Genomic DNA, 23,485 nt, shown 5'->3' with positions numbered 1-23,485 from the left:
TCTTTGCCGCAATCGGTCGAACCACATTTTGGACAATTCATATTAGCCTTTACCCCTACAAATTGGGTAAGTGTAGCAAATGCTATACTAACTTAACAATACCAAATTATGATTATAACCCTATGTTCATAATATTAATACTTATTGGGATTGGTATCAACACCTGTCGGCTTAAAATCATCGGTATTTCTGGTGACCACGGTCATGCCATGAACCAAAGCAGTCGCAGCGATAATGGCATCACAATCAGACCGTAGATCGGGTACATGCAATCTGGCGCAGCGTTGTGCGACTGCCGTATCGACGGCAAGAATGCGTTCAGAAAACGCTGGCAGCACATGGGCATTCAACCAGGAACGGAGGATGGCGCCTTGGGTTGGGTCGCGCCGTTCAACCAATAATACCCCGGTTTCCAATTCCAAAATCGTAATCACCGATACAAACAGCCTTGCTGCCGAAACGCTATTAGCCCACGCTACAACATTGCTGTCGGCTTTGCCCGACTTCGCTTTCCGCAATTCAGAAATGACGTTGGTATCAAGCAAATACATGGCGGTTATGGAAGCTATGAACAAGTCCTTCGACGACCGAAGGAAGCGCCTGTGGTGCAAGCTTAGGACGAACGGTAAGGTGTTGATTCCGTTCGTGGTCGACTGCATGGATGCAGGAGGTAGGGCAACGCATGGAGCAGTTGCCGAGAGCTTGTCGAACCATTAATGAAATCAACTTGTTTAAGGCAAGTCCGCTGGCTTATATAAGGCGTTGTTTAAACGCGGCGGCTCAAAATCAATGTCGTCCGTCTCAGGCATTGCCAGTAACGCGACAATGCTTTCCTTTTTATCCGTGATTTTCTGATAGTCCTCAATAGTCATCAGCACATGCGACGCCTTCCCGCGGTCAGTAATAAACACCGGCCCATTAGAGGCAGAACGTTTTACCCGGCTGACATCCTGGTTAAACTCGCGGCTGGAAATTGTTGTGATAACCATGACAACCCTCTCGGTAAAAATAATGTAGATATGTGAGTACGTTTCTAACAATATAGCAATTATGTAGAGATGTTGCTACTTATTTTGCGTTATTGTTTGGGATAGATTAAATAATCCTTTCATGGTGAGCTTGTCGAACCATGAACACAATGATGTGTCGCTAACGCGACGGGTGTTTGAATGTGGGTTCTCGTACCCACGGACGAGATACTTTTCTTTGCGCGGGCAAAGAAAAGTATCCAAAAGAAAACCGCCCGATGCCGCTTGCTTCCTGCGCTCCGTCGGTTTTATCGGGCTTTGCTGGAAGGGACTCCTGTCCCTCCAGCAAAGCACGGCATCCCTGCCGTGCCCCTTCGGGCTATTCCCGACAAAACCGCCAGTGCTCGGCGCGGCATAAGGGAATAGGCGGATAATCGTAGGTTGGGGTGAACTTGTGAACCCCAACAAATACATTGGATGGTGTCATGTTGGGGTTCGTTCCTCATCCCAACCTACCGAGCTGGCTTTTTGGATTAATCAAAAAAAGACATGATATTCTCATGTGAAAGCCTATCATTTCCAAACGTCTCAGATAGGCTTCGCCTTGAAGCCCCTATCAACCCCGTTTCGAATGCATCGTCAAGAGGATTTTTTTTAGCGTAAATTGCACCACCAAAAGAGGAATTAGCCTGTTGGACAACATCACTACCAGAAGGGTCAATGATGAAAAATTTTAAACCCTTGTTTACGGCGTTAATGATTTCTTGGTTCACATGCTGATCGCGGAATCCGTATCCAATTACGAATAGCCTGCAATTTTGGTCTGATAGATAACGACAGAACTCTTTAAAGTACCATTTCAAGACGGCATGTGATTGAATTGTGCTGCTTTTGTTTCCTCCAATAACTAGCAAGGAACCACCCTCAGAATCTTTCCAGTTCGACGAGCCATGGAGCTTAAAGCAAGGTTGGAGGTTGTCTTCAAGTTGAAATCCCTGATTTTGCAACGGTATCCAAGTATCTCTTCCCCAGGAAAGGTCTGAGGCATGTGGTATTCGTTCCATACCTGGTAATTGAGCGCCTTTCCATCTTGTCCCTCCCGTGAGATTTATATGTGGAAAATAGTGATGCTCTAATAACACATCCTGATTTAACGTGAAGATGGCATCAAATCTCACCAGGAAAGTACGAAGCATTTGATTAACATCTTCCTGAAATTCCATGTCAGTGGTGGCGAAGAACGCCTTATTCATCCGTTCAAACACATTCGACACTGCGGTTTGTAGTATTTGGAGGTTGCGAAGATTCTGATGATTAGTACCCGATACTCCCTGAATTTCTGCAAGAGCGTTCTCGAAACCACCAGTTTTACTGTGCTTCCAAAGAAGATTCTTCAAGTCTGCATTTTGTGCGATTTCTTTCTGACCAATCAGAAATTCGAATACTTCATTAGCAAGCAGCCCACCCCAGTTTCGACTGAAACCGGCACCAAGTAAAAGAATATATTTCATGAGAACGAACTTTATTATTAAAATTTTAAGGTTATAGCAGTACGGTAGCACGGTAGGTTGGGGTGAGGCACGAACCCCAACATGACACCGACCAATATATTTGTTGGGGTTCACAAGTTCACCCCAACCTACAATGACCCGCCTATTCCCTTATGCCGTGCCGAGTACTGGCGGTTTTGTCGGGAATAGCCCGGAGGGGTGTGGCAGGAAGCCGCACTTTGCCAAAAGGACAAGGATGTCCTTTCTGGCAAACCCCGATAAAACCGACGGAGCGCAGGAAGCAAGCGGCATCGGGCGGTTTTCTTTTGGATACTTTTCTTTGCCTGCGCAAAGAAAAGTATCTCGTCCGTGGGTACGAGAACCCACATTCAAATATCCGTCGCGTTAGCGACACCATATATCTTCACATCCCTGTGTTCTGGATTCCGGCAATCCCTGCCGGAATGACGGGTTTAATTGACGTATAATMCCCCCATTTCATCCCGCCGTAGTAATGTCCACACCCGAACAAATAACGCAACTTTCGCAACAATTACTGCTTTGCTTAAACCAAGACCGCCACGTCTGTAAGCGGCAGTTGGATCGGCTGCGGGGTGAGTTCCAGAAAGGTAAAAATCCTGCCGATGAGTTAACAGCTTTGGCAGGACGGATTGAGAATTCAGTCGCTAAACGCAACAAGCGACTGGCAAGCATCCCAGCACTGAATTTTCCCGACCTGCCCGTTACCGGCAAGAAAGACGAGATTGCCGAGTTGATTAAAAATAACCAAGTCGTCGTGATGTGCGGCGAGACGGGTTCCGGCAAAACCACGCAGTTGCCGAAGATTTGCTTGTCGATTGGCCGGGGTGCGGCGGGCTTTATCGGTCATACCCAACCAAGGCGGATTGCCGCCCGCACCGTTGCCGACCGGATTGCCGAGGAGTTGGGCGAACCGCTCGGTAAATCGGTGGGTTATAAAATCCGCTTTAACGATAAGACCCATGCCGATTCCTTAATTAAGTTGATGACCGATGGCATCCTGCTGGCAGAATCGCAGAACGATCCTTATCTCAACCAATACGATACGATCATCATCGACGAGGCGCATGAGCGCAGCCTGAATATCGACTTCCTGCTGGGTTACATGCGTTGGTTGTTACCCAAACGCCCTGACTTAAAACTGATTATCACCTCGGCGACGATTGATACCCAACGGTTTTCCGCACACTTTGGCAATGCGCCCATCCTTGAAGTATCGGGGCGGACGTATCCGGTTGACATCCGTTATCGTCCCATTGGCGAAAAAGACGAGGACGATGAAACTACCGATGAACTGCAAAATGCGATTCTCGATGCGGTCGATGAACTGTATCGGGATTTGCGCGGCGATGTCCTGATTTTCCTGAGCGGCGAGCGGGAAATCCGCGAAACCACCGATTCCTTAAAGAAACATCGCCCTACGCAATATGACATCCTGCCGCTTTATTCCAAGCTGAGCGTGAGCGAGCAGGAGCGGGTGTTTAATCCCAAAGGCGGCGCTGGTTCCCTACCCGCGTCCGCACTTTCCACATCCCTGTGGGTCGGTGGCAAGATCCGTATCGTACTGGCGACCAACGTGGCGGAAACTTCGCTCACCGTACCCGGCATCCGATGCGTCATCGACACCGGTCATGCCCGTATCAGCCGTTACAGCCATCGCAGCAAAATCCAACGCTTGCCTATTGAGCGGATTTCGCAATCCAGCGCCAACCAGCGGGCGGGACGTTGCGGGCGGGTGGCGGAAGGGATATGCATCCGGCTGTATTCACACGAAGACTACGAAGCTAGGTCGGAATTTACTGAACCGGAAATCCTGCGTACTAACCTGTCTGCGGTCATGTTGCAGATGATGACGCTGAATCTGGGCGATATTGAGGATTTCCCCTTTATCGAGCCGCCGGATGAAAAGATGATCCGCGACGGTAAAACGGTGTTGCACGAAGTCAATGCCTTGGATAAGCAAGGCAAACTCACCGATGTCGGTAGGCAATTGGCAAAATTTCCGACCGACCCTAAGCTGGCGCGTATGCTGCTCGCGGCGGCTCATGAGCATTGCCTGACTGAGGTCGCCATTATCGTGTCGGCGCTGAGCATACAAGATCCGCGTGAAAAACCCGCCGACAAGATGCAACAGGCCGATGCCAAGCATGCGCCGTTTCGCCACCCCGAATCGGACTTTTTGACCTTGTTGAACATCTGGAATACCTTTGAGGAGCAGAAAAAACACCTGTCCAATAGCAAGTTACGGAAGTACTGCCAGGATAACTTCCTGTCTTACTTAAGGATGCGGGAATGGTTCGACATCCACAGCCAAATCACGCAGGTCATCAAGGGCGACCTGAAGTTCCATCCCAATACCGATGAGGCCAGTTATGAGAAAATCCATCGCGCCTTGCTGACGGGACTGCTGTCGAATATCGGTTTTCGTCATGACCCATACGAATACCTGGGCGCGCGCGGCCTGAAATTCTTCATCTTTCCCGGTTCCGGCCTGCATAAGCTCAAACCCAAATGGATCATGGCGGCGGAGCAGGTGGAAACGTCTAAAGTCTACGCGCGTACCGTGGCTAAGATCGAACCGGAATGGATCGAAGCCTGTGCCGGGCATTTGGTGAAACATACACATTACGATCCGCATTGGGAGAAGAAAGCCGGACGTTGCGGTGTGTACCAACGGACATTATTGTACGGGTTGACCTTGCAAGCGGCCCGTAAAGTGCCTTATGAAAACGTGGATGCCAAGGCCGCCCGGGAACTGTTCATCCAATCGGCCTTGGTCAGCCATGATTACCACAGCAACGCACCTTTTTTCGTCGCCAACCAAAAGCTCTTGGAAGAAGTCGGTTATATTCAGCATAAAGGGCGGCGGGTCGATTTGGTGGAAGACGAATTATGGCTATATGCTTTCTATGACCGGCTTTTGCCGCCGGAAGTCGTGAATGGCATTACGTTGGATCAATGGCGAAAAAAAGTTGAGCGGGACAATCCCCTTATCCTGTTTTTGACCAAGGAAGACTTAACCCGCGAACAGGATCACACTATCAATGAATGGGATTTCCCCGACAATAAGAAAATCGGTAGCCTGACCATAAAATTACAGTACCGTTTTGAACCCGGTCATGATGAAGACGGCGTGACGGCGATTATACCCGTGCATCAACTGAATCAACTGACGCAAGCGCCCTTCGATTGGCTGGTGCCGGGTTTGCTGGAAGAAAAGTGTATCGCGATGGTGAAATCATTGCCGAAACAAATCCGAAAGCATTTTGTGCCGGTGCCGGACACGGTCAAACAATGCCTTGAAATCGAACCTGACTTTAAAGGCAGTGTACAAGAATGGCTGGGCAATCGCTTACGCAAATTGACGGGAGAATCGATTCCGCTCAATCTATGGGGGTTGGAGGCGTTGCCTGATCATTTACGAATAAACTTCAGGATTATCGACGATCAAGGCGGCATTCTCGATTATGGTCGGGACTTAAAAAGATTGCAGGAGAAACATGCAGTAAAAGCCGTCAAAAGCTTCGATCAGATTGCCGCCGATGAACTCAATTACACAGGCTGTATCCAGTGGGCTTTTGATGATTTGCCGGAAACGCACTCATTCATCCAAAATGGACAGGCTTTCGTCGGTTTTCCCGCCATTGTGGATGAAGGCAATGCGGTAGGGGTACGCATATTTGACACCGAAGCCAAAGCCACGGAAATGCATCGGAATGGCCTGATCCGCTTATTGCAATTACAACTACGCAAGGACTGCACCTATCTTCTGAAAAATATGCCGCAGTCGGCGGCATTGGAATTAGCGTATAACCGATTGCCTACACATCCTATTTTGCAAGCAGGGCAGGGCGGTGATGGCGACAGCAAAACTAACTTCAAAGACGACTTGCTGCATTCAATTTTTTGTAGTGTGTTTCTCAAAGGCAATGCCATTAGGACGCAGCAAGCCTTTGAACAAAGCTTGAAAGACAATAAAGCGGAACTTATGACGACCGCCAATGAGTTGGGCAAAACGGCATTGGACATCATGGCGCAATTTAATGAAATCAAAACCAAACTCAGCCAATTGAATAGTCAAGATGCCCGGCTAGCAGACATAACCGGACAGCTAGGGCTCTTGATTTATGCCGGATTTGTTCGCTATACGCCCGCCTCGCAGCTTAAGGCTATTCCCCGTTATTTAAAAGCGATCACTTATCGCCTCGATAAGCCTGACAGCGATGGACAAAAAATCCAGGAAATCAGCCGCTATGCTACCCGATTCTGGAATGAGGTCGAGAAAAAAGCAAAAAAAAACCCCTTCATTCCAGAGCAAGACCCGTTTCGTTGGATGCTGGAAGAATTCCGGGTGTCCCTGTTTGCCCAACAATTGAAAACGGCGTATCCCATTTCGTCAAAACGCTTGGATAAGGTTTGGGATGAGCGGAAATAAGGACAAAAACAGCATTTTCTTGTTTTTTGTAATCCAATAATGACAAAAAAGTCAGCGATTCCAAATTGTTTGTACACAGAAAGAATCAATGGGTTAGGAGAGGTTTTCAATAAAGCTCGCCGAGTAGGCAATGATTTTGTAAATTATTGATAATAAAAGGTATTAATCAATTGGCTTGTTTGTATACAATTTAAGTAAAAGCCAGTAAAACCGATTGCTAAGGAGGTGAAAAAACATATTATCCACAAAGTTATCCACAGGATTTGTGCATAACTGTGAAGTGGTTCACAAATATTTGGAAATCAGTTTGTTATAGGAAGGACAAGGCTTAAAAAATAGACGGCTGATTTTAATGTCTTCCAAATTTTGGGCGTTTGATTAAATATAAACCACCGCTAACGGGGTATAATTTGCGACGAAAATTAATGAAAGTAATGAAGTATAAAATTGTGAAGTTAACCGGCTTTGAATAAATCCCATATATTGCTTATAAAGGGCAAAGAGCTCCATCTCATTGAATTGGCGATTATTTCTGTCGCACTATTTTTATCCCTGTCTGATATTTTTTGTAGACTTCCACTAATAAATTGACAATATGATAATAAATCAAGAGCTTATCGGTTATGCGGCAGGCACTTTAACGACTGTTTCGTTTTTCCCTCAAGCTATCATGACGATCAAAACCAGGGACACGTCGTCGCTCTCGCTAGGCATGTATGGTTTGTTCACGTTGGGTGTTTTATGTTGGCTAATCTACGGCATTTACTTGGTCGATTATGCCATCATTATTTCAAACGCGATTACTCTGGCCTTGGCGGCCTGTATACTCGCGTTTAAGGTTTACCATACCCTTTGTAAAAAAACTTAGCGGGTCTTGTTTAGCAAGCGAGGGGACAAAAAACCCAACCGATATGGCTCGTGCCCGGTGTTTAGAGCGACAATTAAAATAGGAAACCCCTTATCCTGGCGATATTCATGGAGACAAAAATTAAATGACCAATAAAGTAACTTTAACCCAGTTCATCATCGAACAACAACGTGAGTTCCCAGGCACCTCGGGATCATTTACGGCATTGCTTAATGATATTGCCACGGCCTGTAAAAAAATATCGCACTATGTCAACCGAGGCGAATTAATCGGTGTATTAGGCAGTGCCGAGTCTGAGAACGTCCAGGGCGAAGTGCAAAAAAAGCTGGACATCATCACCAACGACATCATGGTGAGTGCGCTGAACTGGACGGGGCGTTTGGCGGGTATGGCTTCGGAAGAAATCGACGAGATGATAAAGATTCCAGGCCATTATCCTAAGGGCAAATATCTGGTGGCATTTGATCCATTGGACGGCTCTTCAAATATTGACGTCAATCTCGCGGTGGGCACTATTTTTTCCATATTGAGGTCTCGAGAGGGTATCGATGCCGATTTGCAAGATTTCCTCCGCAAAGGGGAAGAACAAGTGTGTGCGGGTTTCGTCCTCTATGGGCCGTCGACTATGATGGTGCTGACGACCGGGCACGGCGTTAATGCATTTACCCTGGATCAGGACATCGGCGAATTTATTCTCACCCACAGGGACATGCGGATTCCCGAGGAAACCGCCGAATTCGCCATCAACATGACCAACCAGCGTTTTTGGGAGCCGCCCGTGCAACGCTATATCGCTGAGTGTTTGCAAGGTACGGAAGGGCCGCTGGGAAAGAATTACAACATGCGATGGATCGCTTCCTTAGTCGCCGAGGTTTACCGTATCCTGACACGGGGAGGGATATTCATGTATCCCTTGGATTGCCGCAACCCTGAAAAACCCGCCAAGCTACGGCTCATGTACGAGGCCAATCCGATGGCATTTATCATCGAACAGGCAGGGGGGGTATGTACAACTGGACGTGAGCGGATTTTGGATATAAAGCCAACCGATATACACCAACGAGTCCCGTTGATTTTAGGTTCCAAGCATGAAGTGGAACGAATTGTCCGGTATCATCAGGAAAATTGAAATGGCTGCCGCCAGAGCGCTTGCCGATTTCCTCAATACGGCAATGCAAGACTATCCCATAGGAAGGAAAAAAACCTTACTCTGAAAAAGTGATCCCAGCAACCGCATCACTTTGGGTGACGGGTTGTTCCAGTATCCGCGACAGCCAAGCGTCGGCCGCTTTTTCGTAAGTGTGTAGAATAATATTGGGAAAAAATCCGAATATCAGGACCAGCAACGCCGGGACACAGAGCAATAGCAGTTCACGGCGGCGCAAGTCTTGCGATTGCCCAACGGTTTGATGAATGATCGGGCCAAAGAACGCTTTGCGGGTGAAGTCCAGCATATAGGCGGCTGCGAGTACTGCTGCAGCAAGTGCCGTGATGCCCAAGCTCAGGTGTGCTTCCACCGCGCTGACAATCAACAATAATTCCGCTGGAAAACCGCTTGTGCCGGGTATCCCAATACTTGCCAAGACAAATATAAAATAAAAACAGCTTAATTTGGGCATAACTTTAGCCAAACCACCCAAGTGGACCGCTTCTGTGCTGCCTAGGCGGTGTTGGATAAAGCCCGCAATCAACATAAGCGAGCTGGCGACTACCGTAAAGTTGAACAACTGGAAGATCGCGCCTTGTATACCTTGCATATTCAATGCGGCGATACCTACAACCACCAAGCCGACGTGACTGATACTGGAATAGGCTAAAAGACGTCGAAGGTTAGTTTGAAATAAGGCAATTAATGCGCCATAGATAAGTGTTATTGCGCCCAATACACCGAGCATCCAGCTGTATTCCACGGCGGCAGATGGCGCTAACGGCATGGTAAAGCGGATAATGCCGTAAGCCCCCAGCTTCAATCCGGTCAATAAGGCCGCTATCTGAGGTGAGCCTTCCATTGTGACAGTGGGCATCCAAGTATGAAAAGGGATTAATGGCGTTTTGACAGCAAACGCTAACAGCAATAACAAAAATACCGTACTTTGCAATTGATCTGGCAACGGTTTTTCGAGCAAGGTGGGCAAACTGAAGACCATCCGTGTGCTTACGCCGTCTATATGGGGAGCTGAGTTGAGCGCCAGTATAACAATGGCAATCAATAAGGCCGCGCCTCCAAATAACATGAACAATGTGTACTTGACGGCAGCCATGCGCCGATGCGGGCCAATTCCCCATAAGCCAATCAAAAAAAAGATAGGCGGCAAAGTGAGTTCCCAAAACAGGAAAAACAATACCATATCCAAGGCGGTAAAAACGCCGATGGTAATGCCTTCCAGCGCCAGTAACAGGGCGTAATGGAAAGGCTTCATGTGCTGTACCGAATTCCATGAAGCCACAATTGCCATGAGCGTGACAAAAGCGGTCATGGGCAGGAATAAAACAGAGAGTCCGTCTATCCCTAACAGGTATTCGATATTGAGGTCGGGTATCCAGGCGTGGTGTTCAAGCAGTTGAAATTGCCCGTCTCCGGAATCGAACCGGTACAAGACGAGTAGCGATCCCAATAATTCGATGACGGCAATCGTGCCCGCAATTTTCCTTACCCGATCATTATTTCGGGTAAGTCCGGTTGCGACTGCGCCCAGCAACGGAAAAATGATAAGCAAACTGAGCCAGGGAATATTCGTGTCGGTCACGGGGCGGCATCCTTGTCATCAGTTTCAACGTTGTCATTGGGCGTTTCAGCTCCATCTTGAGAGCTATGCACCGGATATTGGCGGACAAGTTCGGCGACATCTTTTTCAATCAGGTTAAGCAAGGGCATGGAGTTTAAGCCCGTACCGATAAGCAAAGAGCATATTATGAGCGCGATTATCCGTTCTTGATTGATGGTTTGGTCATTTCTGGAATAATGGATATGACGTTTTGAACTCGCCAGGAACATGCGTTGAAACGCCCACAGCAGGAATCCGGCAGCCAACACATGCCCTGTCAGGATGGTAATGGAAACACCCCATTCGTGCTCCTCAATCACACCTTCCAAGAGCAGATGCCCCGCATCAAACCCCAAAGAACCCGGCATAATCATAGTGCTCAGGGCTGTTATCATAAACAGTAATGCTAAGGTAGTATGGCTGTCAAACAAATCCCCCAAGCGCGGTATCATGACAGTTCGGGTTTGTTCATTAATCAGGCTGATGCTTAACAACATGCCGAGGGAAGCCAAGCCATAAACCAGGGACAGCAATAATGTCCCTTCCAAGCCATGTTCGTTGAAGCTGAATAGCCCAAAAACCAGCATACCCGTATGGCTTATTGTGGCAAATGCCAATAAGCGGTAAATGTTGTTTTGCATGAACGCGAGTAACGCGCCATAAAAAATACTGATGAGGCAAAGTATAAGGACATAGTTTGCCCATTGTTCCGCTATCCCAGGGACTAAAGGGAAAATAAAGCGGATCATCGCGTAAACACCCAGTTTCAGGCCAATGATAAATACCGTCATGCTGGTAAGTTTGCCTTGTTCGACCAATAGCGGCAGCCAACCATGAAAAGGAAACAACGGCATACGGATGGCAAAGCCATAAAACAGCAGGATGAAAATTAAGGTTTCGTCATGCAGATAGGCATTATTGCTCTTTAGGGTCATAAAATCGAAAGTCAGGGGGTGTTCTGAATCGATCAGGCCGAATGCGAGCAATAAAAACCCACACAATGTCATGAACAGGCTGGCGCCAAAAAATTGTAATAGCCTGACGACCAAGTGGCGTTTTTTTTGGTCTAACTCAGATTGTTTAGCCATCAAAATGAGCGGCAGCAATTCCGCCACAGTCAAAAACCAGAACTGCAATACATTCATGGCACAAAACGCGGCCATCAGAATGGCTTCATAGCCGAGTACTCCTGCGATTAAGCGGCTATTTCCCGAAGTTTGGGTAGCAGAGATATAGATCAGGACCAAAAGCGTTGCACAGGCAATCAATGGTATAAACAAGATATTTAAACCATCGATGCCCACACTGTAACTTAATCCCAAAAAACTGAACTGTTCTGCAAATTGAAGGCCTGCTTTGTCGACATCGAATTTTATCAACAAATAAAGGCTGAGCAGGGTATTTAAGGAAGTAGCCGCATAACTCACCCGCTTCGTCATCGCTGGCGAATGCGAATACAGTACGGCTACCATGGCTATTAATGGGGTAAAAGCCATCGTCGTCAGCAAAGGGAAGCCAACTGATTCCTGCCAAAAGGTCGTCGGCGTAATCACAAGCCTTAAAAAGCGACCAGTAAGGTGATAAAGACCAGCAAGACCAGATAGCGCGGCCTAAGCACCAAGGTTTCAAATTTGTTGGCAAGATGCCCCATCTCCCGGCCAACGTGCAAGGCATCTTTGCTGACCCCCTGCAAGACCAAGCGATCTTCAAACCAGTGGACTAAGCCTGCTGTCGAGCTCGCCAACTCCCCAATCAAACCCGTGCCGGCGACAAAATTGTCCGAACCATTTTCTAATTTTGCGCCGAATGCACGTTCTTCCAATTGTGCGAGCGAAGATGCTGCACTGATCGCAGGTGCAGGGACTCCCATGAGGCGGTCAACAATATTGTCATCAAAATAACTGAGATCACGCGCTAAATGACGGACAGGTTTTACCAGTGCCCAGTCGGTGATTTGTTCTACCCAAAACCGCTGCAAGGATGCCACAAACAGCCATCGTTTGTTTCCCAACATGGGCGAAACAGGTTTTATGGGGTTGTCCTTGACATTGAACATCAACGAAGGCGCCGTCAATACCAGGTAACAACGTACTACAGCGTGGGCACACAGATGCCAACTTGCCAACTGCCAAAAATCCAGTCCGCACTCCAGAAACATCAAGCCCAATTGCGCGGTGGTGGCAAACACGAGAGAACTCTTCACGTCTGTCTGGGTCAGCCCAACAAAATAGCTATAAAGGGCGGTTGTTGTGCCTGAGAAAATAAGAGCGCCCCTTACAAGAGGCGTTTGACTTATTAATGGAGCAAGCATAATGATCAAAAAAACCCCTGCATGAATCATCACTGCGCCATAAAATGCGGCACTAGACGGCGTAGGGCCTTCCATTGCCCGTGCCAGCCAAGGCGAAAACGGCAGTTGCGCGGATTTTGCCAACGCCGCGACTGTAAAGCAAAGCCCAATAACCGCCGCTTCACCCTTGCTTAATTCAGCCGCTGCCGCGTTGATATCAGTCCAATTGAGGCTTTCGATCCACGCAAAACTTAATCCAATGCCCAAAATGAACCCTGCATCGCCAACCCGATTCGTTACAAACACCCGTGTCGCATTGGCAACGGCAACCGGACGGTCATACGCATAAGCAATCAACAAATAAGAACATAATCCGGCAAGCTCCCAACCCACAAAAGTCCCTATCGCATTGCCGGACAATATCAGCAAAAACATCGCAGAGGAAAACAGGCTCAGGATAAAAAAGAAACGGTGATAACCGGCTTCCCTGTGCATGTAGTTGATTGAAAACCGAGTGATAACCATCAACAGCACGGCAAACAACGCAGCCAGTTTGACATTGAATCCTGTCGTCATGAAGGCAAGGTCTATTTTCAGGGCATCACTGTCCAACCACAAGCCAACCGTAAATGCATCGCCATTCCTGTGCAAAAAATCCGCACCCAATAAGACCAAGGCCAACAAGCACGACATGCTGATAGCCCACGTTGCCGTCAGGGCAGTAAACGTCTCGCTCGCTTCACCTTTTAGGGCACCAAAAAGATGCGCGATGCCGATAACAAACGCAGCAAACAGGGGCATAAGCGGTATTAAAATGACCAGTGCATCCATGTTAAGCGCCCACAAATTCAGGTTGTTTAATCAATGCGGGCGGAACGGGTAAAGTCTGGTTGCGGTAACAGTCCGGCGATTTTTCAAAAACCGAAAGTTTTTTTGTGCCTGCTTGCCAAGGGACAAAGCCCACGCCGCGCTCGAATATGAAGATTTCCCCTGTATCAGGGTCGATAGTGCTTAAGAGTACCCAACCTCCCGCAATCAATTCGCGCAGACTTTCCTGCCGCGCATAGATTTCCTCAAGTACCGAAGTCTTTGCTTCTACCAAAAGCTGCAAACGCATAGCCTCATGGATTTCAATCATCTGGCTGGGTAGGCCCGTACGCAAATCACTGGTCGTACCTTCCATCACGCCAAACAGCCCGACGATATTGTGCGGCACTTTTGTCCCGCAGCCTAAGCGGTCGTTATTGACGGTAGAAAAATAATATTCCAGGTTAATGCCTGCGCCCACCGGGCCGACATTGAGCAAGATGCCTTCGACTATTTTGCCGTCGGGGTCTTGCGTAGGGTCATACGAAATTAAAAAAATACGGCGGTCAAAAAACACGCCTTGCGTGACCGAACGCCTGCCGATCACGGCAGATGCATTGGTGCAATGGCCTAGTTCGGGGCGGGCTTGGGAGAAATCAGTGGATCGCTCTACGATATGCCTCAGTGCTTCGGGAAGTTCTGGATTACGCGGGGCAGAAGCCAAACGGCGACAACGTTCGTGTGCCGATAGTTGTTGTACGCGTTTTAATTGCTGCCGTAACTTTGTCAATGCATCCTGCTTTTCTTTAGGGATAGATTCAGTATCGAACCAACTGATCTCTTCGCTACAGGTATTGTGTTCGGCACCGATAAACCAAGTCCCGTCAGGGATATGAATATTGCGTTCGACCAAGTGTCGACGAATAGCAGGCTGGTTAGCCATTGCCGCAAAAACCCGTGCATTAGGCCCGCCATGCCTACCGCTGCAAGCACCGCAATCGTATGCGGCCAGATGGGGATTGTTTTGGCTCATGGAACCATGCCCCATCAGGACAACCAACGGCGCAAAACCGTAGGTCAAGCCTGTGTTTCGGAAAAAACCGGCCACATGATCGGCCTGTTCAGTTTCGGTGAACCCGAGTTTAGGCCGCTCCGGCGTAGCGACGGTGGCGGTATCGGTTGAGGTAAAGAGCAATCGGGTATTGACAGTGCCGGATAGGCCTTTTGCCGTTTTTGTCAGCAATTTATTTTGGGGTAAAGGGATGAGCGACTTAGCCAGTAAGCCCAGAAAAGTGATGGGTGCCACAAGGTTGATTGTGAGCAATGACCTAATAAGGTTACGTCGTAGCCCGTGATGTAATAAATTGGCGAACCACAGTTTTAATTTCCGCCCTTGGTGATGACGTTGTATTGGCCGATTTTGTCCTTCACCCGGCAATTCTTGAACTTCATGCGCCGGTGTCACTATGACCGGACATAGGGGCGTAACCCTGGCATCATCCAGGCCTTTGTAATTCATGGCAACGCCAAAAAAACCAGCGGCACCTAAGGTTTCGATTTCCGGATTGAGTTCCTCAAGGTGGCGGCGAAAACTTTCTTCCCGTTCATCCATACAGAAGACGATTTGTGCTTCAGGCGATTTTTCCCGTTTCGCCCAGCGTCCACGGTTGTGGTTGGCGCGCAAGGCTTGGAATAAATCTTCCCGGTAGTGCCTTTCATAAGCCGTCAACCAGACTTTGCTGCGTTCTTTCAAGTTAAATTCATTGAGTACCGACAACAAGGCCAGTAAGTCAGGATTAGTCAATTGTTGGACGGCTTTACTGTTCAACCCCAAGTGTTGGCTCAGCCGAAACAACCGCCAAGCGGTGTTGTTGACAGTGTTATTCGCAGATTTCTCTGCCATTGGGCTGGTTTGCCAAGTGTAAATCAGGTCTGCCAAGTGCTGCCATTCGGAGCGGCATTGCCTTTCTGAACCCGCCCGAATGGTAAGCAGTTCGGCTTGTTGGGTGAGATATTCCGGTAAGCCGCCTTTATACAAATGTTGGCGCACCACAAATTCAGACAGGTTCTTGCTGAAATAAGCCAGCAACGTACTGAGTTTGGCCTCACACTTCCAGACCGCCCTGCACMCCTGATTCAACCACAGCCTGTCTAATGTCAGTCGGATAGCCAAATAGTCCGCCAGAGTGGGAACCACATTATTTGCCGTATAGTATCGGGGATGCTGTTGCCGCCAGTTAATCATTCCCGACCAACCCGGTAATTCCAGGGCGAGGCGGCGTAAATAGCCTTCCCATTGTGTTCGCGGCAGTTCAAGATGTTCCAGTTGCAGGATGATGTTGCCAATGGCATCTTCCGGCAACTCGGACATAATTTGAGGCCAATCAGGTAATTCGTGCAAGAATGGGTAGGCATCATATTGGGCGATTTTTCGCCACGCCCCGTACAAGCCCAACTGGCTGCATTCCGGTAATTGCCAAGGGGCAACGCCTTCGTCCAAAGCTGAGGCGCATATCCGTATCATTTGAGGACGGATAACGTCCAATACATCCTTTCCGCTCAAGGCAAGGACAAAACCACGAAGGCTGATGTTGTCGCCCAATTCTGCAAAAAATTGCTGTAAAGCGGTACGGGCAAGTTCCCGCGTGTGTTGGTGGATTGTGGCGCTGTCTCGGGTTTCATCCAGCCAGTGTTCGGTTTGCTCCAGCGACAGGTCGAGCATATTCTCTGGATGTAAGGCTTCCGGTTTCAGTTCTAATTGGAGGCATAAACTAGACCAAAGTTGCCTGATCGGGTTTTGGGCCGCATTATTGTTGGCGTTATCCATGCCGAGCAACTCATTTCTGGCAGCATCTGGTACATCGCTTTGGGCGGTATCGAGTGCGGCCAGTTCTTCGATCTGCCAATTCAGTTGGCTAAGGCTAATCGCTTGGAGATCGTATAACAGGGCGATCCGATAAATATCTTTGCGGTAAATGGTTTTACCATCCAGATTGCAAACAAGTTCTTTGTGCTTTAACTTTGGATTATGGGCGAAAGCCGCCTCCAAATCTTCGTCGTTAATCCGGCCTTGTCGATAAAATTCGCGGCTTTTGTCTTCAGGTAGGTAAGCAGAAATGCCTGTCAGTTTTTCCGCTTCTTCCAGTGCTTTTTCAAAAGGCAGGTGTTGATAACCGTGTAAGGTGTTGTGGTGGACGAAATCCTGTATCGGCGCTTGGGCTGGCAGAACATGACCCAAATGTACCAACGCCCTCGTAATCAGGTCATGGTTGCCTACATTAGCGCTTTCTAGTTCTGGGTGATGTGCTGACATGGCAATTAGAACCTGTCACTTTCTTGGTGATGCAGTTGCGTGATAGTTGACGCCGAGAGTTCGATCAGGGGTGCAGGCAACAGGCCGAACAACAGTATGCCTGAAACCAGGATTCCGGCAGCGACCAATTCATAAGGCCGCAAGTCCTGGATATGTTGCAGTTGCGGACGTACAGGTCCAGTGAACAATAAGGTGATGGTACGGATGGCGTAAGCGGCACTGATTAGGATGCTCAGGCTGAACAACACCATCAGTCCTCCCCATTCTTGGAAGCCGCCAATCAAGGCGTACAGTTCGGCAATAAAGCCGACCGAGCCGGGCAACCCCATCGCTGCGAATAACGTCAAGGTCATGAGCACCGCAAAACGCGGCATGACCTGAACGAGGGAACTGTAATCCTGGATATTACGGGTATGGGTGCGTTCGTACAACAGGCCCACCAGTAAGAACATCGCACCGGCAATCAGGCCGTGCGCCACCATTTGCAACACGGCGCCTTTCAGACCCGTCTCGTTGAGTGCGGCGATACCCAGTAATACGATCCCCATATGGCTGACCGAGGAATACGCCACCATCGCTTTAAGGTCAGTTTGTCGCCACGCCAGCAAGCCACCATAGATCATCCCGAATAACGCCAGGAATACCAGCAAGGGCTGCAAGGCATGGGCGGCTTCGGGCAACATCGTCACCGTTCTTATCAACCCATAAGCCCCCATTTTTAGGAGGATACCGGAAAGCAAGATGCTGATTGGGCTGGGGGCTTCGACATGGGCAAGGGGCAACCAGCCATGCAGGGGGAAGATCGGCAATTTAACCCCGAAGCCAATCAAAAAGCCCAACAAGGCCAGGACTTGCTGATGTTTGGGCATGTGCTGGGAAGCGATGCTCATATCGGTCATCAAGGAATCATGGCCGGGCACATACTGGTAAATGGCAATAACACTCAGCAACATAAAGACCGAGCCGCCCATGGTATACATGACAAAATTGAGGCTGGCGGCATGTTTCCGTTTGCCGCCCCAACGATCTATCAGGAAAAATAAGGGCGTTAAGCTCAGTTCCCAAAAGATGTAGAAAATGGACCAGTCTTGGGACAAAAACACCCCCAACATGCCGAATTCAAGCATCAGGATACAGATATGGTAGCCCTTAATCCCTTTTGTCACGCTGAAAGAAGCCAATAGCGCCACAGAAGTCAGCAAGGTTGCCAGCACGAGCATTGGCGCAGACAGGCCATCTACCCCTAAGGCATAAGCGCTGCCAAGTTTGGGGTTAAGGACAAACAACTCGTTAAATTGCAAGTCAGCATTGTGCCGGTCGTAAGAAGAAATGACGAAACAACTAATCAAAAAAGCAAGCGTGGTAAAAATATGGGCGACCCAACGGATAACTTGGGTTTTTTGTGAAGGAATAAAAGCCAGTGTTAACGCACCTATGGCGGGAGTCCAAAGTTGAAAGCTGAGTATCTCCATCACTGAAAGTTTATTTAGTTGTTCGAGCGATTTGTTTTGGCTTCTGGCATGGGTTCATGACGTGGGGTGATTGTCTCTACCCAAGCAGCAAACCAGATCCGACTATTTGGTAACGTACATTAATCGATGTCATAAAGATACCACAATATTTAAGATCTGCCGTATAGGTTGAAGTTATTGCACCGCTACTATCCGTTCGATTAGCGCCTAATCAAGCGTAAGCCTGTTTTTAGGCCTAAAAATATGGCCGATGCATTTTCAACCTGCACAAAGTCATTCCAGATTTTATTGACAGTTACTCGTGAGCACCCCCTAAAGTTTTTGATATCTACGCATAACCTGGTTAGGCTTGATGGTTTGAAATTTCAAGGGACATGTTAGCTTTTTATTCGCTCAGGATGCTGTATTGATTTCATTAGGCCTACCCATACATAAGCGTTGAAAAACACGGGCACCAGCTATACCGTTGATAATAAAGGCGATAGTGATGGGCAAGGCAAACCAGGGGTCGTGACTGCTGGCATGCGATAACAACAAGTCCTCGCCCAAAAAGGCCGGGGAAATCGGGAATCCGACCAAACACAGGAAACTTAAGAACAATAACGAGGAAAGTTTAGGATGGGTCTCCGCCATCGCCTGATAAGTAAACAACGACTCAGTAGGGTCTTGATTTTTTATCATTTTAAACAAAACGGCTATTCCCAATAACCAGGCGGGTATGATGCCGCTTAAAAATATCGCAACATCCGATTTCGCCAAGGGATTTAAGAACAGCACCGCTATTCCTGCCAGAATGGAACTGACAGCAATACCTGTCCAAACGCTGATGGGTTTATTGGTTTGCCCGAATGCGCTGAGGGAAGCAAACACCATACCCATTGATATTGGGATAGATAAATATTTTTCGGCGATGCCTATATCTTCAAAGGCAACTAAGATAATGCCGATGACAGCCAACCCATATAAAACCTTTATCCAAGCGTGCGTATTGTTAATCGCTATACCCGTACGCTTTAGCGATTCCCATATAAAGGTGCGGATCAGCAATTCCAGATTTCCTTCCTGTAAGGAGAATACATATAAGGTGTTCTGTAACACTTCGGGTAACGTATTCCTGATTGATACGGGCAAGAAAGCGAATTTTGTATCGCTTTTGATAAAAAAGTCCGTATCGGCATTCCCTTCCACCCGCAGTAAATGGGCGACAATGGAAGGGGACACCAGCAGTTGGTAGCAGCGCAAGAAAGCATTACCCAAGAAATGTATCAACACTAAGGTATCCAGCCCTAAAGAGAGCTCGATAAACATGAAGCCTACTTGGGTGATCGAGGCGTAGGCGATTTGTCCCTTAATGTTCGACTGTGTCTTTTCCGATAGGCTTGCGACTAGCACCGTGAGCAACCCAATCAGAAACACGATAAAGCGCGTTAGATAATGATAAGTCCAAATTGGGTCGGTCCTTAGTAATAAAAATACGCCCAGGTGCACCGACAATGCACCGTAGAAGATGGCACTGGACGGTGTTGGCCCCTCCATTGCCCTGGGTAGCCAAAAGCAAAACGGAAATTGTGCTGATTTTCCTGATGCCGCAATAATAATCAGGGAAGACAGCAGGAGCAACGAGCCATAACCCGCAGGTGGGAAAGACGTATGTTCAAACAAATTAGCCAACTGGCTGAAATGTTGGCTTTCGTGGAATAAAAGGTGGCTCATCCATGAGCCTAGAAGGAGGCCGATGTCGCAAAAGCGGTATACGGCATAAGCCCTGAGCGAGTTACGCACGGGTTGCACACGATGGCGATAAAATGCGATCAATAGGAACGAGGACATGCCGACAATTTCCCAACCCGCAAACAGGATGTCGATAGAGCCGGATAAGATCACGATATTCAAGCCGAATACGAAACTGAAAATCGTCAGGAAAAACCGTTTGTATCCTGCCTCGCGGTGCAAATAATAGCGGCAATACTTAACGATAATGGAAAATATCGCCCAGACACAGCCCAGGTAAACGGCACTGACCCGGTCAAAGTACAGCAAGACCGGGAACGTGTAGTCATCATCGGTATACAGCGTAAACCACTCAAACTCATGACTGGCAAAACCGTTGGTTGCCCACAGGATGATGAGGGAAACAATGGCGAGCCCCATCGCATGGCTACACCAAAAGCTGATCGCCGCGATCTTTTTTTCGTTGTTGGGCGATAAAAAAATTAACCAAAAGCCTAATAACGGCAGCAGCAAGCTGGCTAACATTAATCCATTCATGCTTGGCTTCTCATCAGTTGATGGACGGGGATAGTCTTAGTTTGATCCATGAAAATGCCTTCCGGTTCTGTGGCTGTCGGTATTTCCAAAATATCAGGTAGCTTGACCGGTTCCCAGTTTCCACGGTTATACAAAAATTGTTCTTCGGTTGTTGGATGGCAGGCCACCAAAAACACCCAGTCGTTGACCAGCCATTCGTTGAGTTCGCCGAGATTTGCTAGGGTTTTGTCCAGGATGTCGCAAGTCTGTTCGACGGCGATGAGTAAGCGTGCCGGTTCATGCACCTCAATCATTTGTTGGGGCAGGCCGGTACGCAAGTCGCCTTCGACACCGTTGGCAACACCCAACAAGCCGATTACGTTGTGCGGTAGCTTGGTGCCTGCGCCGTAGACGGAATTGTCTATGCGTGAAAACAAGTACTCAAGGTTAATGCCACCACAAACGGGGATAATTGCAGACATTATCCGCACCAGGATATTGCCTGCGGGATCTTTGTCAGGATCGTAAGAGTGCAGGAAGGCGCGCCTATCCATGTACAAATCCCGAGTCAGTTTTCTCCTGCCGACGATACAGTATAGGTTGTTGGAATGGTTGTATTCGGGGCGCGGTTCGAATATGGAGGTGGCTCTGGCCGTCACATGTCCATGCGCCTTTTCCAAGGTATTGGAATTAGGTGCCAATTCAAACCATCGGCAACGTTCACGGGCATTGCGTTGTAAAGCCGTTTCCATAACTTGTTGGAAAGTGGACAAGCCTTCTGCTGGATAAGCTTCCAACAAATGGTTGTCGAAATACGTGATTTCATCACGGCTGGTGTTGTGCAGTGCCGCGACGAACCGTGTGCCACCCGGAATCTCAATGCCGCGACTATAAAGGATTTTTCTGACTTCTTCATTGTTTGCCATCCACGCGAAGGCGCGGGCATTGGGTGCGCCCGGTTTGCCGGAACAGGCACCGCAGTCATAAGCAGCAAAATGGGGATTGTTAACGCTGCTAGATCCGTGGGCAACTATCACGACAAGTGGCGCAAATCGTTTGGTTAGGCCGATATTCGTCAACAAGCCGCCGACTTTATCCGCCATTTCCGAATAAGAGAAGCCCAATAAGTAACCGTCCTTGGTGGGTGTGTCGCTCTCCCTAAGCAGATGGAGATGGGTATGGGAGTCGACTTCGCTTAACATTTTTAGTTTAGGCAATTTTGAACCAGGGCGGAATACGTCCCAGGCCATTCGTGCCGCATAACCCAGTCCCAAGGTTTGGGTATACAACCAACCCCGGAATACGGAGTGCGACCTAAAATGCAAATGTGCAACCGTATCTTTTTTAGGTTCTTCTTCCGGTTTTGTTTGTAGCTCCGACTCCCTGACCAGATGCTTCGGCGTGATAATGACAGGGCACTGCGCAACCGGATAGGCATCATCCAGGCCTTGATAAAGGAAATCGATACCAAAAAAGCCAGCCGCCCCAAAGGTTTCAATGCCGGGGTCAATTTCTTCCAGGTAACGTCGCAAGGAGCACTCGCGGTCATCAAGACAAAAGAAGGCTTGCACGTAAGGCTTCGCCTGGGCATTTTTAGTGACGGTTTTAGGTTTCAGGGCGACCAATAACTCGGTGTGCAACGACCACTCCATTGCCTCATGCCAGACTTTCAACCGAATCGGCACATCTGGTTTCGGTAGGCCGTTTTTAAGCAAGGTAGTGTTGTGAGGTAAAGGCGTGGCTGCAACGCTTGGAAAGCTTGTCCCTTTGTTTTTGTTCAAAAAAGCAAGTTCGCAAACTAGTTCCACCGCGATCATCTCTTTCAAGGAGATGCTGCGTGGATCAAGGAGGGAGCGCGGATTTTCTTCGACGATCCGAACCATACCCGCCCAACCCGGATGTGCCAGTAACATTTCTAACAGGTATTGCTCATAAAGCGCACTGTCACCGACGATCTTTTCAAGACAAATCCGAATAACATGGCCCATGTCTTTGGTTAGCAGGTCACGGACGATAGGTTCCTGAAAGGGATACAATGGCAGCAAACTGTTTTGGGCTAGGCGCATGACGCAATCCCAAAAACATTCCCCATCTTTGGGGAGCGTCCAACGGCTGATGCCTTGGTCAAGAAAATTGCCCAGTAAGCGGAACAGGATAGGGTGCACTAACATATTGAGTTCCAACTCAATATGTTTGATCCAAGTTGTGCGTATGCCATGGTTGGCAAGGGAAACTGGGGGGTAATGGCCGCTACTGTCCTGCTCGAACAAGCTTTGCTTGAGGCTTTCCTGTTGTTGCGCGGAAAATGCGGTTCGTTCTAATGCCCAATCGATTGCATGATCCTTGATGCGGCCTTGTTGATACAGTTTTTGGTAATCCGCCATCGGCAAGTAACTGCGCGCGCCGAACATTTTTCCAGCCAAGGCCACTCCTTCATGAAAAGGCAGGTGTTGGACGGCATGCAAGGTATTGTGGTGGATAAAGTCCTTGATTGGGCCTTGGGTGGGTAGCCAGTGTGCGATATGGTCGATGGTTTTATCCAGGTCGAACGTAACCGTAGATTGCACAGCAGATGAGTTCGAAGATACAGTACTATCCGATGGCGCAGTTGTCTCAGTTTGATTCAGCATTTTTACACTCAGTGTCTGGCAGAGTAGAGGTGTTTATGTGTTCAATTTCGATTAATCCTTTTAATCGAGTATCCATGCAATTTCTTAAGCATTAGTCATGCCATAATTGCTTTCGACAATGTTTGTTGGTGCTGGGAAATGAGGTAATTCTGCCATCACAC

Annotated in this window: 15 protein-coding genes; 5 read left to right on the top strand and 10 right to left on the bottom strand. The window is 48.3% G+C overall.

Annotated features, from left to right (window positions below):
* Window positions 1-134: 134 nt before the first annotated feature.
* On the bottom strand, window positions 135-659 hold the full coding sequence (locus MGMO_RS12705) for a type II toxin-antitoxin system VapC family toxin (RefSeq protein WP_023495464.1): 525 nt from the start codon (window positions 657-659) through the stop codon (window positions 135-137).
* Window positions 660-731: 72 nt separating this feature from the next.
* A complete protein-coding gene (locus MGMO_RS12700) occupies window positions 732-989 on the bottom strand; it encodes a type II toxin-antitoxin system Phd/YefM family antitoxin (protein ID WP_023495463.1) in 258 nt (85 codons plus the stop codon).
* Between the two features lie 180 nt (window positions 990-1,169).
* On the opposite strand from MGMO_RS12700, the gene MGMO_RS20020 reads away from it, so the two are divergent.
* Entirely contained in the window at window positions 1,170-1,394 is a 225-nt protein-coding gene (locus MGMO_RS20020; RefSeq protein ID WP_055725656.1) for a hypothetical protein, read from the top strand.
* A gap of 107 nt (window positions 1,395-1,501) precedes the next feature.
* Here MGMO_RS20020 and MGMO_RS12690 read toward each other — a convergent pair whose 3' ends face one another.
* The gene (locus MGMO_RS12690) at window positions 1,502-2,479 is read right to left on the bottom strand and encodes an SIR2 family protein (protein ID WP_023495462.1); all 978 of its coding nucleotides are present in this window, start codon (window positions 2,477-2,479) and stop codon (window positions 1,502-1,504) included.
* Window positions 2,480-2,631: 152 nt separating this feature from the next.
* Here MGMO_RS12690 and MGMO_RS12685 point away from each other — a divergent pair, with 152 nt between their 5' ends.
* From MGMO_RS12685 to MGMO_RS12670, 4 genes are all read left to right on the top strand, one after another.
* On the top strand, window positions 2,632-2,946 hold the full coding sequence (locus MGMO_RS12685; RefSeq protein WP_152976361.1) for a hypothetical protein: 315 nt from the start codon (window positions 2,632-2,634) through the stop codon (window positions 2,944-2,946).
* A gap of 26 nt (window positions 2,947-2,972) precedes the next feature.
* On the top strand, window positions 2,973-6,932 hold the full coding sequence (hrpA, locus tag MGMO_RS12680) for an ATP-dependent RNA helicase HrpA (RefSeq protein WP_023495461.1): 3,960 nt from the start codon (window positions 2,973-2,975) through the stop codon (window positions 6,930-6,932).
* Between the two features lie 595 nt (window positions 6,933-7,527).
* Window positions 7,528-7,800, top strand: coding sequence for a SemiSWEET transporter (locus MGMO_RS12675; RefSeq protein ID WP_023495460.1), 273 nt, complete (start codon window positions 7,528-7,530; stop codon window positions 7,798-7,800).
* A 124-nt stretch (window positions 7,801-7,924) separates the two neighbouring features.
* On the top strand, window positions 7,925-8,929 hold the full coding sequence (locus tag MGMO_RS12670; RefSeq protein WP_023495459.1) for a class 1 fructose-bisphosphatase: 1,005 nt from the start codon (window positions 7,925-7,927) through the stop codon (window positions 8,927-8,929).
* Between the two features lie 76 nt (window positions 8,930-9,005).
* Here MGMO_RS12670 and MGMO_RS12665 read toward each other — a convergent pair whose 3' ends face one another.
* The 7 genes from MGMO_RS12665 to MGMO_RS12635 all read right to left on the bottom strand — a co-directional run bounded on the left by MGMO_RS12665 (window position 9,006) and on the right by MGMO_RS12635 (window position 23,324).
* Window positions 9,006-10,547, bottom strand: coding sequence for a complex I subunit 4 family protein (locus MGMO_RS12665; protein ID WP_023495457.1), 1,542 nt, complete (start codon window positions 10,545-10,547; stop codon window positions 9,006-9,008).
* Window positions 10,544-12,118 (bottom strand): complex I subunit 4 family protein, encoded by a 1,575-nt coding sequence (locus tag MGMO_RS12660; protein ID WP_036307931.1) that lies wholly within the window; start codon window positions 12,116-12,118, stop codon window positions 10,544-10,546. The genes MGMO_RS12665 and MGMO_RS12660 overlap by 4 nt, the downstream gene beginning before the upstream one ends.
* Before the next feature lie 5 nt (window positions 12,119-12,123).
* The gene (locus MGMO_RS12655) at window positions 12,124-13,686 is read right to left on the bottom strand and encodes a proton-conducting transporter transmembrane domain-containing protein (protein WP_023495455.1); all 1,563 of its coding nucleotides are present in this window, start codon (window positions 13,684-13,686) and stop codon (window positions 12,124-12,126) included.
* Between the two features lies 1 nt (window position 13,687).
* Window positions 13,688-16,975, bottom strand: a complete 3,288-nt coding sequence (locus MGMO_RS12650; protein WP_023495454.1) for a DUF2309 domain-containing protein — start codon at window positions 16,973-16,975, stop codon at window positions 13,688-13,690.
* A gap of 5 nt (window positions 16,976-16,980) precedes the next feature.
* Window positions 16,981-18,447, bottom strand: coding sequence for a complex I subunit 4 family protein (locus MGMO_RS12645; protein ID WP_023495453.1), 1,467 nt, complete (start codon window positions 18,445-18,447; stop codon window positions 16,981-16,983).
* 393 nt (window positions 18,448-18,840) lie between these two features.
* A complete protein-coding gene (locus tag MGMO_RS12640) occupies window positions 18,841-20,715 on the bottom strand; it encodes a proton-conducting transporter transmembrane domain-containing protein (protein ID WP_023495452.1) in 1,875 nt (624 codons plus the stop codon).
* Complete coding sequence (locus tag MGMO_RS12635) at window positions 20,712-23,324, bottom strand: YbcC family protein (protein WP_023495451.1); 2,613 nt, start codon at window positions 23,322-23,324, stop codon at window positions 20,712-20,714. Before MGMO_RS12635 ends, MGMO_RS12640 begins: the two co-directional genes overlap by 4 nt.
* Window positions 23,325-23,485: the final 161 nt, after the last annotated feature.

Origin of the sequence: Methyloglobulus morosus KoM1 (genome assembly GCF_000496735.2) — a bacterium.
Lineage (GTDB): Bacteria > Pseudomonadota > Gammaproteobacteria > Methylococcales > Methylomonadaceae > Methyloglobulus > Methyloglobulus morosus.
Note: the sequence above shows the minus strand (reverse complement) of the source record. Positions and strands in the feature narration are given on the sequence as shown.

What these genes read in the sequence shown, in the direction of transcription:
- MGMO_RS12635 (WP_023495451.1), bottom strand. Translation starts at nt 23,324, where the DNA reads ATGCTGAATCAAACTGAGACAACTGCGCCATCGGATAGTACTGTATCT.
- MGMO_RS12645 (WP_023495453.1), bottom strand. Translation starts at nt 18,447, where the DNA reads ATGGAGATACTCAGCTTTCAACTTTGGACTCCCGCCATAGGTGCGTTA.
- MGMO_RS12685 (WP_152976361.1), top strand. Translation starts at nt 2,632, where the DNA reads ATGCCGTGCCGAGTACTGGCGGTTTTGTCGGGAATAGCCCGGAGGGGT.
- MGMO_RS12690 (WP_023495462.1), bottom strand. Translation starts at nt 2,479, where the DNA reads ATGAAATATATTCTTTTACTTGGTGCCGGTTTCAGTCGAAACTGGGGT.
- MGMO_RS12640 (WP_023495452.1), bottom strand. Translation starts at nt 20,715, where the DNA reads ATGAATGGATTAATGTTAGCCAGCTTGCTGCTGCCGTTATTAGGCTTT.
- MGMO_RS12700 (WP_023495463.1), bottom strand. Translation starts at nt 989, where the DNA reads ATGGTTATCACAACAATTTCCAGCCGCGAGTTTAACCAGGATGTCAGC.
- MGMO_RS12670 (WP_023495459.1), top strand. Translation starts at nt 7,925, where the DNA reads ATGACCAATAAAGTAACTTTAACCCAGTTCATCATCGAACAACAACGT.
- hrpA (WP_023495461.1), top strand. Translation starts at nt 2,973, where the DNA reads ATGTCCACACCCGAACAAATAACGCAACTTTCGCAACAATTACTGCTT.
- MGMO_RS20020 (WP_055725656.1), top strand. Translation starts at nt 1,170, where the DNA reads ATGTGGGTTCTCGTACCCACGGACGAGATACTTTTCTTTGCGCGGGCA.
- MGMO_RS12705 (WP_023495464.1), bottom strand. Translation starts at nt 659, where the DNA reads ATGCAGTCGACCACGAACGGAATCAACACCTTACCGTTCGTCCTAAGC.
- MGMO_RS12675 (WP_023495460.1), top strand. Translation starts at nt 7,528, where the DNA reads ATGATAATAAATCAAGAGCTTATCGGTTATGCGGCAGGCACTTTAACG.
- MGMO_RS12655 (WP_023495455.1), bottom strand. Translation starts at nt 13,686, where the DNA reads ATGGATGCACTGGTCATTTTAATACCGCTTATGCCCCTGTTTGCTGCG.